The sequence below is a fragment of the Micromonospora sp. IBHARD003 genome, assembly GCF_056106285.1.
In genome coordinates this window covers 7,870,152-7,883,648 of the sequence record NZ_JBWBBX010000001.1, presented here as the reverse complement: position 1 = coordinate 7,883,648, position 13,497 = coordinate 7,870,152, and the positions used below count along the sequence as shown (strand labels likewise).

Below are 13,497 nucleotides of genomic sequence, written 5' to 3'. Positions count from 1 at the left end.
AACGGTCGACTCCTATAGATCGTCAAGCGGCTTGAGTTAGGCGTTCTGCGGTGATTTGGGGGTGGGGCAGGTGTCGGTAGATCTCGCGGGCAACGAACCGCTTCAGGCAGCGGACGATGTCCTTCTTGGTCATGCCTTCGGCGGTGCGTCGGGCGACGTACTCACGGGTGCGCTGGTCGTGGCGCATGCGGACCAGCACGATGGTGTGCAGGGCCCGGTTGGCCTGCCGGTCGCCTCCCCGGTTAAGCCGGTGCCGGTGTGTCCGGCCCGATGACGCCGGGATCGGAGCGGCCGCGCACAAGTGCGCGAAGGACGCCTCCGAGCGCAGTCGGTCAGGGTTGTCGCCCGCCGTGGTCAGCAACTGGCCCGCCGTCTCGGGTCCGACGCCGGGCAGGGCGATCAGTCTGGGGGCGGCCCGGTTGACCAGCGGGCCCAAGTCGGCATCGGCTTCAGCGATCTCTTCACTGAGCCGCTGGTGACGGCGGGCGAGCCGCCGCAGTGTGACCCTGGCCGCGTGCTCCGGGTCGGCTAGGTCACCGGCCGGGCGGGACCGCGCCAGGGTGTCGATCAGCTCGCTGGCGGCCAGGCTCCGGAGTTTCTCCCGGACCGACGCGGGTGCCGTCACGATGAGGTTGCGGATCTGGTTGATGGTCTGGGTGCGGGCCTTGACCGCCGAAACGGACAAGACAGTGATGGGACCTTTGGCCGGGCTCCTATGAAGTCACAGATGCCCGACCGGCCACGCGCGCTGTGGCCCCGCCCGGACGGCCGACAAATCGAACCAAGGACAGCCGAAGCGCCAGTCAGTCCTGGGGTCAGACCGCCGAGCGGAGCCACAGCCATCATCACTGTCAGTCCTCGCGCATCCCCCAGGGAGAGCCGTACTCGGTGAGGAGGTCGAGGAAGGGACGCGGCGCGAAGGCCTCGGGCCCGAGCACGCCCTTGCCCGTCCACGATCCGTTCGCGACGAGTTCCAGGGCGACGACGGGGTTGACAGCGGTCTGCCAGACCACCGCCTGGGAGCCGTACTCCTTCATCGACCACTCGTTGTCGACGACGTGGTACAGGTAGACCTCGCGCGGCCGGCCGTCCTTGGTTCCCTTGGCCCAGGTGCCCGCACAGGTCTTTCCGTGCATGCGGTCGCCGAGCTTGGCCGGGTCGGGCAGTCCCGCCGCGACGACGTCGCGGGGGGAGACCTGCACGGGACCGTCGGGGCCCGGCACCGTCACCGGCTCCGTACGGTCGAGTCCCACCTGGTGCAGGACCTTCAGGGTGTTGATGAAGTCCTCGCCGAGTCCGTACTTGAAGGTGACCCGGTCCGCGTCGACCCAGCGGGGGATCAGCAGGACCTCCTCGTGCTCGACGTTGACGCACTCGACCGGTCCGATGCCCTCGGGGAACTCGAAGACCTCCGGCTCGGTGAACGGCGGGGTGGTGAACCAGCCGCGGTCCTTCTCGTAGATCACCGGCGGGTTGAGGCACTCCTCGATCGTGGTCCAGATGTTGAATGAGGGCGCGAAGTCATATCCGTCGACGGTGAGGTTCGCACCGTCGCGGACGCCGATCTCCTCGATGGTGTCGAAGAGTTCGTCGGCCGCGTAGCGGGCGAAGACGTCGGAGAGGCCCGGCTCGACTCCCATGCCCACGAGGGCCAGGCGCCCCGACTTCTCCCACTCGTCCGCCAGGGCGAACTGCTCGTCACCGAGCTTGACACCGCACTCCTCGTACGGGCGCTCCGGGTGGGGCCGTGACAGGGACATCGCCATGTCCAGGTAGTGGGCGCCCGCGGCAAGAGCGGCACGGTACAGGGGCATGACGAACCGGGGGTCGGTGGCATTGACCAGAACGTCACAGCGCTCGCGCTGGAGGAGTTCGGTGACGGCGGCCTCGTCCGACGCGTCGATACGGGCGGCGGTGAAGCGGTCGTCCGGCTGGGAGGACGCGCCCTCCCCCGCCGTGGCGAGGGTCTCCACCGCCGCCGCCGCTCGTGACTCGTCGTAGTCGGCAACGACCATCCGCTCGAAGAATCCTCGACGGGCGGCGATCCGGGTGAAGGCCGTCCCCACCCCACCGGCACCGATCAGCAAAACGCGCATAGCCAGGTCCTTTCCCTCAGCCCGAAGTCTGCCCGAGGCGTCGCCCCGTGCCTGGATGAAACGCAGGGGCCGCTGATACGGTCAATGGCGTTGGCATAAGCATCACCGAGAGTGAGGAGAGTCGGGGTCGATGCCCAAGAAGGTGGTACCGGAGCATCTGCGCCGTCGCCGGCGCCCCACCAAGGGCGGTGTGGTGCTCTCCGAGCAGCTGATCGTGGAAACGGCACTGCGGATGCTGCGTGAGCACGGCAGCGCGGGTCTCACCGCGCGCCGGCTGGGGATGGCACTGGGCGCGGACCCCAGCACCCTCTACCGGTACTTCCGCGGTATGGACGAACTGACCCTGGCCGTCGGTGACGAGCTGATCGGGCGCGCACTGCGCGGTTGGGCGCCGTCGGACGACTGGCAGGCGGATCTGCGGTCGCTCGGCCTGCGCATCCATGCCGCGTATATGGCGCATCCGCAGGCGGCGGTGCTCACGGCCAGCCGGGTCTCGGGACGGGCCCATGAGATCGCGTCGGACGAGATCATTCTGGGTGTGCTGCACCGAGCGGGCTTCGGCACGTCGACGGCGGTCCGCATCTATCACTGCTTCATCGACCAGACGCTGGCCTTCGCGGCGCTCGACGCGGCCGCTCTCGCCCTGCCCGATGCGGCCCGCCGGGCGGACGAGGCCGTGTGGCGGGCCACCTACGCCCGGCTGCCCGCGAGCACGAATCCGCATATCGCTCCCGCGGCCCCCTACCTGGTCGCGGAGATGAACGTCAGCGCCTATCCCGGAGCGCTCGACATGCTCATCGACAGCGCGGCGGCGCAGCTCGCGGTGTCCTGACGGGGGCAGGGTGTCGTGTCTGCTTCCGGCCGGGTGGAGCGCTGCCGGCCGGGGTTGATCGCACTCGGAACGGGCCCTGCCCGACCGCGGCTTGTGTTACTCGGAACGGGTGCTGCCGACCGCCGCCGGCGTGTGCGCCGGGTCGGGCTGGTCCCCGGCGGGCGGCGTGACCGGCTTCTCGCCACCGGCCGGCGGTGTGCCCGGCTTCTCGGGGGTGCAGGTGACCTTGTCACGAGGCGTGTAGTGGGTTGCGTAGTCTTCCCGCTTCACCTCGCGGCCGCCCTGGACGAAGACCCGGCCGACGGCGACGTCGAATCCCTCGAGGGGGGTCTGGACCTCGCAGGTGGGAGCACTTCCGGTACGGGTGCCGGGGGGCGTGATGTTGGTGCGCGGGCCGCGGGTCGCGCGTATCTCGTCGTACTTCTTGCTCCCGAGGAAGGTGATGGTGACCGAGGTGTCCGTGGAGGTGGCCTGGACGTACAGGGCGTGGCCCGAGTCGTTGGCCCAGCGCAGATCGAGGGTGCCCCAGGCCACCGTGGCCTCGCGGCCCTCGGGATAGCGCTCGATGTAGAACGAGTGGGCGCCGTGCTCCAGGGGCTTGACGCCGGCGAAGAACATGGCGTTGTACATGGTCGTGGCGACCGCGGAGACGCCGCCGCCGGGTGACTTCACATACTGACCGTTGTTGATCATGATCCCGTCGACGAAGCCGTTCTCCTTGGTCCGCTCGCCGACGGTCCGGTTGAAGCTCCACTCGTGCCCGGGCAGCACGAGCGAGCCGTTGATGAGCCCGACGGCCCGGGCGATGTTGGTGATGCGGTACGGGGCGGCCGGGAAGTGGACGGTGAACGAGGAGACCTTCTCCGTGATGCCGAGCTGCCGTGCCTGCGCGCCGGTGAGCCGCGGCGCTACGGTCGGTGCGGCGATCTCGCCGGTGCGTGCCGCGCCGGTGCGGGTCAGCAGCGGCAGGACCGCGTCGCCGAGCGCCTTCTCGGTGACCGGCCGGCCCGCGCGGGCCTCCTGCGCCACGACGACACGGCCGTGGGCATCGAGACGGAACGTCGCGTCACTGGGCCCCTGGGTGGCTTGCTTCAGCGGCCGGGAGAGGGCCGGGTCGATGAGCAGGCCGTGCGCGTCGAGAGCCGGGACGAAGCGGCCCCGGGCGTCGGGCTTCATCGCCAGGTGCCTGCCCAGCGTGACGGGATCGACGGTGATGCGCCGGTCGGCGAGAGTCAGCGTGACGGGCGCGGACATCGCCGGGCGGGCGAACTCCCTCATGGCGCGGTCGGTCTCGGCCTGGCCGATGCGCGGCTGCGTGCGCTTGACCGGAAGGACGACCTCGTCGGGCGCGCCCGCCCGCAGATAGGCGGCCTGGAGGGTGTTCAGTGCCTGGTCCGTGACCAGCGTGACGCCGGTGACGGGGGCGACGGCTCGCGCGGCGCCGTTCTCGAACGATATGGCCCCGTCACGAACCGGTCGCTCGGCGCTGCGGCCGATGCGGTCCACAGCCGCGCGCACCTTCTGCCGGTCCACGTGGACCACCGGCTCGACGCTGCGGCCGGAGGACGCGAAGAGCTTGCCGATGACGCCGGCCGGATCGGATGCCGCATCCACGGCTCGGTCGACGGTCGCGGCGGCGTCGAGAGAGAGGCCGAGCGCGGCGGGGTCGGCCTTTTCGGTGCGGTCGCCGATCCTCATCGCGACCGGCTCCGCGTAGCCGGGGCCCAGCTTGCGCTCGAGCAGGCGCTCGGCGTCGGTCCGGCTCATCCCGCCGATGTCGACGCCCCGCACCCGGGTGCCGTCGGCGATGTCGTCGGCCGCCGCCACTCCGGCGGTGTAGAGGCCGCCCAGCGCGAACACGGCGACCCCTCCCGCGACAGGCAGAGCGATCCGCCACTTGCCGACCGCACGCGGTGCCAGTCCCATTTCTCTCCCTGGGCGCCCACCGACCGGAGGGCCTCTCGGGGCCACTGGAACGGCCCAAAATTACACATTCGAGTCACCTATCTTTCACCAAAACGGACGAAACCTGATCATTTTGTGATTGACCTCACGATGATGGCGAAAGCGCCCCTGATCACGCGTTCTCCACGGCACCGGCGGGCTTTCCGGCCCTTGCGCGACAAGAACGGGGAGCCGGTCACGGACGGTGGCCGACGCGCCCGGATCATGGGCTGATGACCTTGGATCGCGGCCGTGGGACTCGACGGGTCGGCCGCCTCACGGCGAGTGGAGTTCGGTGCCCCGTCACCCGGCAGGGGTCCGGGCTGAACGCTGCCCGGCACACGGGACGTACTCATGGACACGGCAGGTACGGCTGCCGACGCCGGCCACGGGAGGTCTGTCCGAGCATGTCCGTTCATCGCACCAGTCCGGCCGCGGCCGCGCTCATCAGCAGCACTTCCGTGATGCTCCTCGCGGTCTCCGCCGTACCGGCCGGGGCACACGGCGCTCCGACCGATCCGGTCAGCCGCGCCGTGGCGTGCGCCCCCCGGGGCGGTCACTCGGGGTCGGCCGCGTGTGCCGCGGCCGTCCGCGTCGGCGGGGAAACGGCCTTCCAGCACTGGGACAACCTGCGCGTGGCCGGTGTGGCGGGCCGCGACCGCCAGATGATCCCCGACGGGAAGCTGTGCAGCGCGGGCATAGACCGGTACAAGGGCCTGGACGTCGCACGCGACGACTGGCCCGCCACCACGTTCAAGGCCGGAGCGCCGTTCACCCTCACCTATGCGTCGACGATTCCCCACCGGGGCACGTTCCGGGTGTACGTGACCAAGGACGGCTACGACCCCGGCACTTCGCTCTCGTGGGACGACCTGGAGAGCAAGCCGATCGCCTCGGTCACCGACCCGGTACTCCGCAACGGTTCCTACCGGATCCAGGGGACGATGCCCCACAGCCACAAGGGCCGCCATCTGCTCTACACGATCTGGCAGAACACGGACACCCCCGACACGTACTACTCCTGCTCGGACATCGTGCTGACGGGAGCCGGGGCGGGCGCCACGCACGATCGGGGCTCCGGCGCCGGAGACACATCGGAGGGCAAGGGCAAGGCGAGTGGAGCGGGTGACACGGGTGGTGGCGCCGCCTCGGGCAGCGGGAACGCTGCGGCCGGCGGCCACGCGGGCGAGGGGAGCACTCCCTCGGCACACCCCGGCGGCTTCGGTGACCACACCGACGGCCGCCCGGCGGGGACCGCCCCCTCCGCATCGCCGCAGCAGACCGTGGCCACTGCCTCGTCCGCAGGTGCGCACTCCTGGGGGCTCCCCGCGACGTTGGGTGCCGCCGCGGCGGCCGTGGCTGCCGTGGCCCTGGCGGGCGGCGGATATCTGCGCCACAGGAGGCGCGCCCGCTGACGGCTCCCGGTGCGCCGGAGGGACCCGGGTACATAGGCTCGCAGCAGATGTAGTCGATCACTGCGGAGGGTCAATTCTCGTGGCGGACCAGGGAGTTTTCATCGTCACCGGCGGAGGAACGGGCATCGGGGCGGCGACCGCACGGCTGCTGTGCGCCCAGGGACATCGCGTGGTGGTCAGCGGGCGGCGGGCCGAGCCGCTGACGGCGGTGGCGCGGGAGACGGGGGCACTGGCCCATCCGGCCGACACGACGGACCGCGACGCGGTCCGGGGTCTGGTCGAGGCGGCTCTGGCCGCATACGGCCGGCTGGACGGACTCGTGCTCAACGCGGGCGTCGCACGCCCGGGTGCCGTCGGGGATCTGTCGGACGAGGACTGGGACACCGTCATGCGAACCAATGTCACCGGTCCCTTCCTGCTGCTGCGCGCCGCGCTTCCCCATCTGCTGGCATCGCGCGGCTCCGTGGTCGCGGTGGCTTCCGTCTCGGCGCTGCGCAACGGCCAGGCCAACGCGGTCTACGCGACGTCCAAGGCCGCACTGCTCCAGCTGTGCCGTTCCGTCGCCGTGGACTACGGCCGTCAGGGGGTGCGCGCCAACACCGTCTGCCCCAGCTGGGTACGCACCGACATGGCAGACGGTCGCATGGTGCGCTTCGCCGAAGAGGCCGGTCTGGGCGAAGGCGGCGCGCAGGCCGCGTACGAGGCGGCGACGCGGCTCGTCCCCGCGGGCAGGCCCGGCGAACCGAGCGAAGTCGCCGAGGCGGTCTCCTGGCTGCTGTCCCCCGCCGCCTCTTTCGTCAATGGGGCGGTCCTCACGATCGACGGCGGCGTGACGGCTCTGGACCCGGGGACGCTTGCCTTCCGCCACCGCATCGAACCCCGCGAACCCCGTACCGGCCACGGCGGTTGAACCCCGCTCGTCACCTGATCCGGCCGGCCAGACGCCGACGGGCGGAGTGATCGCGTACAACCGCTCGCTCGGACTCGTGCTGCTGCAGCCGACCACCGCCGCGCACCCGATGTATGACCGGGGCGTCGGGGGAATCCATGGCGATCGGGCATAGTTTACAATTCATCTAGATGCGGGTACGGGCGAACCTGGCGGATCGCCCGGAAGGACCCGTCCCAGACCGCCCCGGCCGGACTCCCCCGACCGGCCGGGGCCCACCCGGTCACGGCGTTCCGCCCACCGGTGCCGAGGCCAGCACGTGCTCGATGGTGTCCGCGTCCGCCGGGCGCTTGTCGGGGCGGTGACGGACGACGCGCGCGAACCGCAGCGCGACCCCCGCCGGGTAGCGCGTGGAGCGCTGGAGACCGTCGTAAGCGATCTCGACGACCAGTTCGGGCCGTACCCGGACGGTGAACCCGTCGTCGGAGACCGCCAGTTCACTGAGCCGGTCGGTCTGCCAGCGCAGCATCGCATCCGTCAGACCCTTGAAGGTCTTGCCGAGCATGACGAAGGAACCGTCGGCGGCACGGGCGCCGAGATGGAGATTCGACAGCAGGCCGGTACGCCGGCCATGGCCCCACTCGACGGCCAGGACGACCAGGTCGAGGGTGTGGACGGGCTTCACCTTCAGCCATGAGCGGCCGCGCCGGCCGGCGACATAGGGGGCATCGAGGGCCTTGATCATGACGCCCTCATGGCCACGGTCCAGCGTCTGCGCCAGAAAGGTCTCGGCCTCTCGCAGTTGCGCCTCAGACCCGGGATCGTCCACGACGAAGCGCCGTACCCGCATCGGTTCGGGAACCAGGCGGGCGAGGGCCGCATGGCGTTCACAGCCGGGCAGATCGAGCAGATCGCCTGCGTCGCCCTGACCGCTCTCCTGGTCGGCGAGGAGGTCGAAGAACACGGGCGAGAGCGGCACGGCGGCAGTCGCCGCCACCACGTCCATACGGGAGCCGACGCGTGAGGCGATGTCCTGGAACGGCAGAGGTCTTCCCGTGGGATCGAGGGCGATCACCTCGCCGTCCAGAACGAAACGGTCCCCCGGCAGTGCGCGCACGGTGTCGATGACGTCGGGCAGGCGTCCGGTGATGTCGTCGAGAGAGCGGGTGTAGATCCGCACATCGCCGCCAAGGCGATGGACCTGGATGCGAACGCCGTCCAGCTTCTCCTCGACGCCGCAGGCGCCGACAGCCCGCACGGCCTCGGCGACCGACGAGGCGGTGTGCGCGAGCATCGGCTGGACCGGACGGCCGACGTGCAGCCGGAAGGACGCGAGCACGTCCGGCCCCCGGGCCAGCAGGGCCTCGGCGACACGGGCGAGCGAGCCGTCGAGCATGACCGCGCGCCGCACATCGGCCGCCGGTGCCCCCGCCGCCTTCGCGACGCCTTCCAGCGCGACCGCGTCCAGAGCACCCTGGCGCACCTCACCCGTCAGCAGCCGGAGCAGGAACTCCTGCTCGGGAGCGGTCGCGGCACCCATCAGCTCCCCTACGAGGCGCTTGCGCCCAGCCTGCGCACCGGCTCCCGAGACCTGGGCGAGCGCGGAGAAGACGGCATCGGTCTCGGTGACGGTCAGACTCGGCTCGCCGGCCGGCTGCACCCGGTCCTTGAGCACGCTCCAACCGACGCCCAGACGTCCCTGCGGCAGCCTGCCCGCGAGATAGGAGATGACCAGCGCGGCTTCCTGGGGCCGGGCATCCGCGAACAGCGACGCAAGCGCCGCGATCTTGCCTGTACGGGACGGTTCGGCGGCGATCTGCCGCGATACCTCCGCAAGACGGGCCAGCAGCATGCCGCCATCGTGCCTGCTCGGCTTCTCCTCCGCACGCCATGGCGCACCGCGGACACCACGCGAGGCGAGCGGACACCCCCGTCACCCGCCGGACGGTGACTTCCTGCGCGAGCGCAGCCGCGCAAGTAGTCGTCCGGTCCCGTGGTGCCGCCGCGGAGCGTGTCTTCCGCGGCCGCTCCCGGGCGGCCGTGCGTGCGGGCTGCCATGACCGTCTGTGTCTCGGACGGCGAGACCCTGGGCCCCGTCGTCAGGAGCGTGTGCGGGCACGGCCGCCCCAGGTCGCATGCCCACCGCGGTACCGGCACCCGCACCGGTGCCCGGAACCGCTTCTCTTACCGCCGTCGGTGGGGGCGTCGGTGGCGGTAGTGCCGCCGGGCGGCCGGGAGCCGGGGCGAGTGACAGGCCGTCCGGCACGCCCGGCCGGAGCAACCGGCGTGGCACGCCGTCAGGATGAGGAGCCGGACCCGAGGCCCTGGCCTCGTCCAGAGAAAGCTCCAGACTCAGCCGGTACCACGCGATCTCGTCCGGGGCGTCCGCCCGCAGCACTCGGTCCCTGAGGTCACGCACCGCTTGTGACACCGCACGCTCGTAGGGCATGTCCGGACGCATCCGCTCCAGATCGTCCCGCTCCGCGGGGTCGCCGACCACCTCCGCCACCACGGCAGGGTCGAGCACGGAGGCGATCGCCGCGGCGCGCGCCCAGGGTTCCGAAGTCTGCCGCAGCAGCATACCGAGGCGGCGCCCCCGCCAGTTGCGTGCCCGCCAGTCCGCACCGTCGTCGAGCCGGGCGCGTAGAGCCGCGGGAAGCCGGCCCTTGAGCAGATCCGGGTTGGTCCGGGCGAACTCCTGGACTTCCGACGCGAGATAGAGCCACACCACCACGCGGTAGCGGTTCAGGAAGAACCTGACCGGTGTGAAGTGGCCGGTGCGGGCCAGCCTGGTGAAGCGGCCGGCCGAGGCGGAGATGATCCGCGAGGCCTCGGTCGCGGCGACCGTACGGACGCGCCCGCGGAGCGTCTCGGGAAAGCCCTGCGCCGCCCGCAGGCGGTCGATCTCGTCCCGGGCCACCCGGCTGCTTCCCGGTGTCTTCGTGCATGTGGTGCGGATGTGACCGAGCTGCACCGCGAGGTCGAACTCGCCCCGCTTCAGCTCCAGCGTCGCCGCGGCGCGTCCGAAGGTCATGGCTACGGCCGCACCGGTCGTGGTCTCCGACATGTGTGACTCCCCCGTACATGATGAACACTGTCAGTCACGACGGTAGCCCGAGGAGCCGTTTCTCGCCGGGCCTGTGGAAAACCCCTGAGCCCGCCACATCGACGCAGGTCACGCCCTCAATCGAGCAGCGAATGGGCATGAGTCACATCTCGCCCGATCGCCCCGCCCGGACACCCCCGCGCGAACGGCCGCAGTCGGGACCGCACGCCGTGAACACCGGAACGGAACGTGAAGACCGGAACGGGACTCGAAGACCGGAACGGGACTGGAAGACCGGAACGGGACTTTCAGAAGTCGGAGAGTGTCACACGTCCCGGCTGACGCGCGCCCACCGCGAGATGCTCGCCGACACGGCTCACCATCAGCGTCATCTCATAGGCGACCTGGCCGACATCGGCCTCCGCGGCACTCAGCACACACAGACAGCTGCCGTCACCCGCCGCGGTGACGAAGAGCATCGCGTCGTCGAACTCGACCATCGTCTGCCGTGCGTTGCCCGCGCGGAAGTGCCGTCCCGATCCCCGCGCCAGACTGTGGAGACCGGAAGAAACAGCGGCCAGGTGCTCCGCGTCCTCCCGCGCGAGACCGGTGCTCGCCCCCGTCACCAGCCCGTCGTTGGACAGCACCAGCGCGTGCCGTATGTGATCGACGCGCTTGGTCAAGTCGTCCAGCAGCCAGTCGAGTCCCTGTTCCAGCCCCATGTCCGGTCCTCCCCGTTCAGATGTCCCCGTTTCCCCATTCTGCCCGTAAGCCTTCCTCACCGTTACCGTCAGGGCAAGGACTCGTCCGGGGCGCACAGGCGCTGGCCCTCCACCGGCCGGTGCCGGCGGCGGATCCGGTGAGTGGTCCTCACAAACCCACCGAGTCGAGCAGCCGGGCCGTGTGCACGCGCCCGGCGTATTCGATGAGGCGGACGAGCACTTCCTTGCCGGAGTCGCGGTCCCGTGCGTCACACAGCACGACGGGTGTCCCGCGGTCGAGATCGAGGGCGCGTGAGACCTCATGGGCGCCGTAAGCACGCGCTCCCGGGAAGCAGTTGACGGCGACGACAAACGGAATGCCGCGGTGCTCGAAGTAGTCCACGGCAGGGAAACTGTCCTCCAGGCGCCTGGTGTCGGCGAGCACGACCGCTCCGAGTGCGCCGTGGGCGAGCTCGTCCCAAAGGAACCAGAAACGGTCCTGGCCAGGTGTGCCGAAGAGATACAGGGACAGCCCCGACCGGATGGTGATGCGACCGAAATCCATGGCGACGGTCGTCGTCGTCTTCCGTTCCACCCCTCCGGTGTCGTCCACCGACTGTCCGGCCACGCTGAGCTGTTCCTCGGTGCGCAGGGGGCGGATTTCGCTGACCGCGCCCACGAGGGTCGTCTTGCCGACCCCGAAACCGCCTGCGACCAGTATTTTCAGCGCGAGAGCGGCGGATTCCCCGCCGGTGCCGCCAGAAAACTCGGGGGCCATGGATCACTTCTCTCATCGAATGTCCGCCGTGGATGGAAACCCCAGGTCGGCGACCGTCCGGCAGGCGACCGCAACGGTGGGGGCCCGACATCAGTACATCTGTTCTGTGTGGCGTGAGCAGTATGGCAACCAGCGGCATACACCGGGCGATGCGTTCGTTTTTTACGCGATGTGACCGTTCCTGATCTATTGGCGTTCTGATGAATTCACCATTCGCGTGGCCGCGATAGATCAGCCGAGGGACCCTTGTTTAGGAGGCCCATGGGCGGGCACCCGGTTGACCGCGCCCGTCGCACACCCCTTCACGCGGGAGGCTATTCGTCGTGCAGGCACAGGACAGGCAGAGCCGGGACGTCTTCGGACACGAGAGCGCCGAGAACCCGGACCGAGGCCGTGACCGGAGTGCGGTGCCCCGGATCGTGATCGTGGGGGCCGGTTTCGCGGGCCACCGCGCGGCCAGAACGCTCTCCCGGATTCTCGCCGGGAAACGCGCCGAGATCGTCCTGCTCAACCCGACCGACTATTTCCTCTACCTGCCGCTGCTTCCCCAGGTGGCCGCCGGGATCCTCGAGCCGCGCAGGGTCACGGTGTCGCTCGTGCACAGCCTCCCCGGCGTGCGGCTGGTGCTAGGCGAGGCGTCCCACGTCGACACCGACGGTCGCCGTGTGGCGTACGAGGATCCCGAGGGCCGACAGCGTGAGCTGACATACGACCGGCTCGTCCTTGCCGTCGGCAGTGTGAACAAGCTGCTGCCCGTCCCCGGTGTGGCCGCGTATGCGCACGGCTTCCGCGGAATGCCCGAGGCGCTGTATCTGCGGGACCACATCGTCAGGCAGACGGAACTCGCCGTCGAAACGGATCCCGGCGAGGCCGAGGCACGCAGCACGTTCGTGGTCGTGGGCGCGGGCTACACCGGCACCGAGGTCGCGGCCCAGGGTGCCGTCTTCACCGACCGGCTCCATGCGCAGACCGCCCGGCCCGCTCCCGGCCTCACCGGGCAGCGCCGGCAACCCCGGCCGCGCTGGCTGCTGCTCGACATCGCGCCCCGTGTCCTGCCCGAGCTCGACCGGCGCCTGTCCACGACGGCGGACCGCGTCCTGCGCAAGCGGGGCGTCGAGGTACGCACCGGGACCTCCGTCAAGGAAGCCACACCGGCCGGAGTCCTGCTGGACAACGGCGAGTTCGTCCCGACGAAGACCCTCATCTGGTGTGTCGGTGTGCGGCCTGATCCGCTCGTCCAGGACATCGGCCTGCCGGTCGAACGCGGCCGGCTGTGCGTCACTCCGCGGCTGGACGTCCCGCACCATCCGGACGTCTTCGCCTGCGGCGACGCGGCAGGGGTACCGGATCTGACCCGCCCCGCCGCCCCGGGCGACGCCGACGGCGGATTCGCCCTCACCCCGATGACCGCGCAGCACGCCACGCGCCAGGGAGCCGTCGCGGCGAACAACGTGGCCGCGTCGCTGGGATACGGCAGTGCCCGTCCCTACAAGCACCACGATCTCGGATTCGCCGTGGACCTGGGAGGGATACAGGCGGCGGCGAACCCCGTCGGCATCCCGCTGGCCGGCCCCCTGGCCGGCGCGGTCACCCGTGGTTACCACCTCGCCGCCATGCCGGGCAACCGGATACGGGTCGCGGCCGACTGGCTGCTGGATGCGGCGTTGCCGCGCCAGGCCGTGCAGCTGGGGCTGGTCCGCTCGTGGTCGGTCCCGCTCGATTCCGCGGCGCCCGAGCTCGCCCGGTTCCCCGCTTCTCCGGCTTCCTCTCCATCGCCTCCACCGGCCAAGGAGTGA

Annotated in this window: 11 protein-coding genes; 4 read left to right on the top strand and 7 right to left on the bottom strand. The window is 70.5% G+C overall.

All coding sequences use genetic code 11. The features are described 5' to 3' along the window. Positions 1-22 precede the first annotated feature (22 nt). Together ACTWOL_RS34310 and ACTWOL_RS34305 are read right to left on the bottom strand one after the other, a co-directional pair. Entirely contained in the window at positions 23-685 is a 663-nt protein-coding gene (locus tag ACTWOL_RS34310) for a transposase (RefSeq protein ID WP_474300789.1), read from the bottom strand. 166 nt (positions 686-851) lie between these two features. Then, on the bottom strand, positions 852-2,096 hold the full coding sequence (locus ACTWOL_RS34305; RefSeq protein WP_474300788.1) for a saccharopine dehydrogenase family protein: 1,245 nt from the start codon (positions 2,094-2,096) through the stop codon (positions 852-854). A 130-nt stretch (positions 2,097-2,226) separates the two neighbouring features. Here ACTWOL_RS34305 and ACTWOL_RS34300 point away from each other — a divergent pair, with 130 nt between their 5' ends. Then, a complete protein-coding gene (locus tag ACTWOL_RS34300; protein WP_474300786.1) occupies positions 2,227-2,928 on the top strand; it encodes a TetR/AcrR family transcriptional regulator in 702 nt (233 codons plus the stop codon). A 96-nt stretch (positions 2,929-3,024) separates the two neighbouring features. Here the strand turns inward: ACTWOL_RS34300 and ACTWOL_RS34295 are convergent, their stop codons facing one another. Then, positions 3,025-4,854: a VanW family protein gene (locus tag ACTWOL_RS34295; RefSeq protein ID WP_474300785.1), complete on the bottom strand. Its 1,830-nt coding sequence runs from the start codon at positions 4,852-4,854 to the stop codon at positions 3,025-3,027. A gap of 425 nt (positions 4,855-5,279) precedes the next feature. Between ACTWOL_RS34295 and ACTWOL_RS34290 the strand changes: the two genes are divergently transcribed. Together ACTWOL_RS34290 and ACTWOL_RS34285 are read left to right on the top strand one after the other, a co-directional pair. Continuing rightward, a complete protein-coding gene (locus ACTWOL_RS34290; RefSeq protein ID WP_474300784.1) occupies positions 5,280-6,287 on the top strand; it encodes a lytic polysaccharide monooxygenase auxiliary activity family 9 protein in 1,008 nt (335 codons plus the stop codon). Between the two features lie 79 nt (positions 6,288-6,366). Continuing rightward, complete coding sequence (locus tag ACTWOL_RS34285; protein WP_474300783.1) at positions 6,367-7,197, top strand: SDR family NAD(P)-dependent oxidoreductase; 831 nt, start codon at positions 6,367-6,369, stop codon at positions 7,195-7,197. A 262-nt stretch (positions 7,198-7,459) separates the two neighbouring features. On the opposite strand, the gene ACTWOL_RS34280 is transcribed toward ACTWOL_RS34285, so the two are convergent. The 4 genes from ACTWOL_RS34280 to ACTWOL_RS34265 form a co-directional block, all read right to left on the bottom strand. Further along, a complete protein-coding gene (locus ACTWOL_RS34280; RefSeq protein ID WP_474300782.1) occupies positions 7,460-9,028 on the bottom strand; it encodes an ATP-dependent DNA ligase in 1,569 nt (522 codons plus the stop codon). An 81-nt stretch (positions 9,029-9,109) separates the two neighbouring features. Beyond that, complete coding sequence (locus ACTWOL_RS34275) at positions 9,110-10,243, bottom strand: DUF6397 family protein (protein WP_474300781.1); 1,134 nt, start codon at positions 10,241-10,243, stop codon at positions 9,110-9,112. A gap of 287 nt (positions 10,244-10,530) precedes the next feature. Beyond that, on the bottom strand, positions 10,531-10,944 hold the full coding sequence (locus tag ACTWOL_RS34270; RefSeq protein WP_474300780.1) for a roadblock/LC7 domain-containing protein: 414 nt from the start codon (positions 10,942-10,944) through the stop codon (positions 10,531-10,533). 148 nt (positions 10,945-11,092) lie between these two features. Further along, positions 11,093-11,701, bottom strand: a complete 609-nt coding sequence (locus tag ACTWOL_RS34265) for a GTP-binding protein (protein WP_474300779.1) — start codon at positions 11,699-11,701, stop codon at positions 11,093-11,095. A gap of 407 nt (positions 11,702-12,108) precedes the next feature. On the opposite strand from ACTWOL_RS34265, the gene ACTWOL_RS34260 reads away from it, so the two are divergent. Beyond that, a complete protein-coding gene (locus ACTWOL_RS34260) occupies positions 12,109-13,497 on the top strand; it encodes an NAD(P)/FAD-dependent oxidoreductase (protein WP_474301316.1) in 1,389 nt (462 codons plus the stop codon).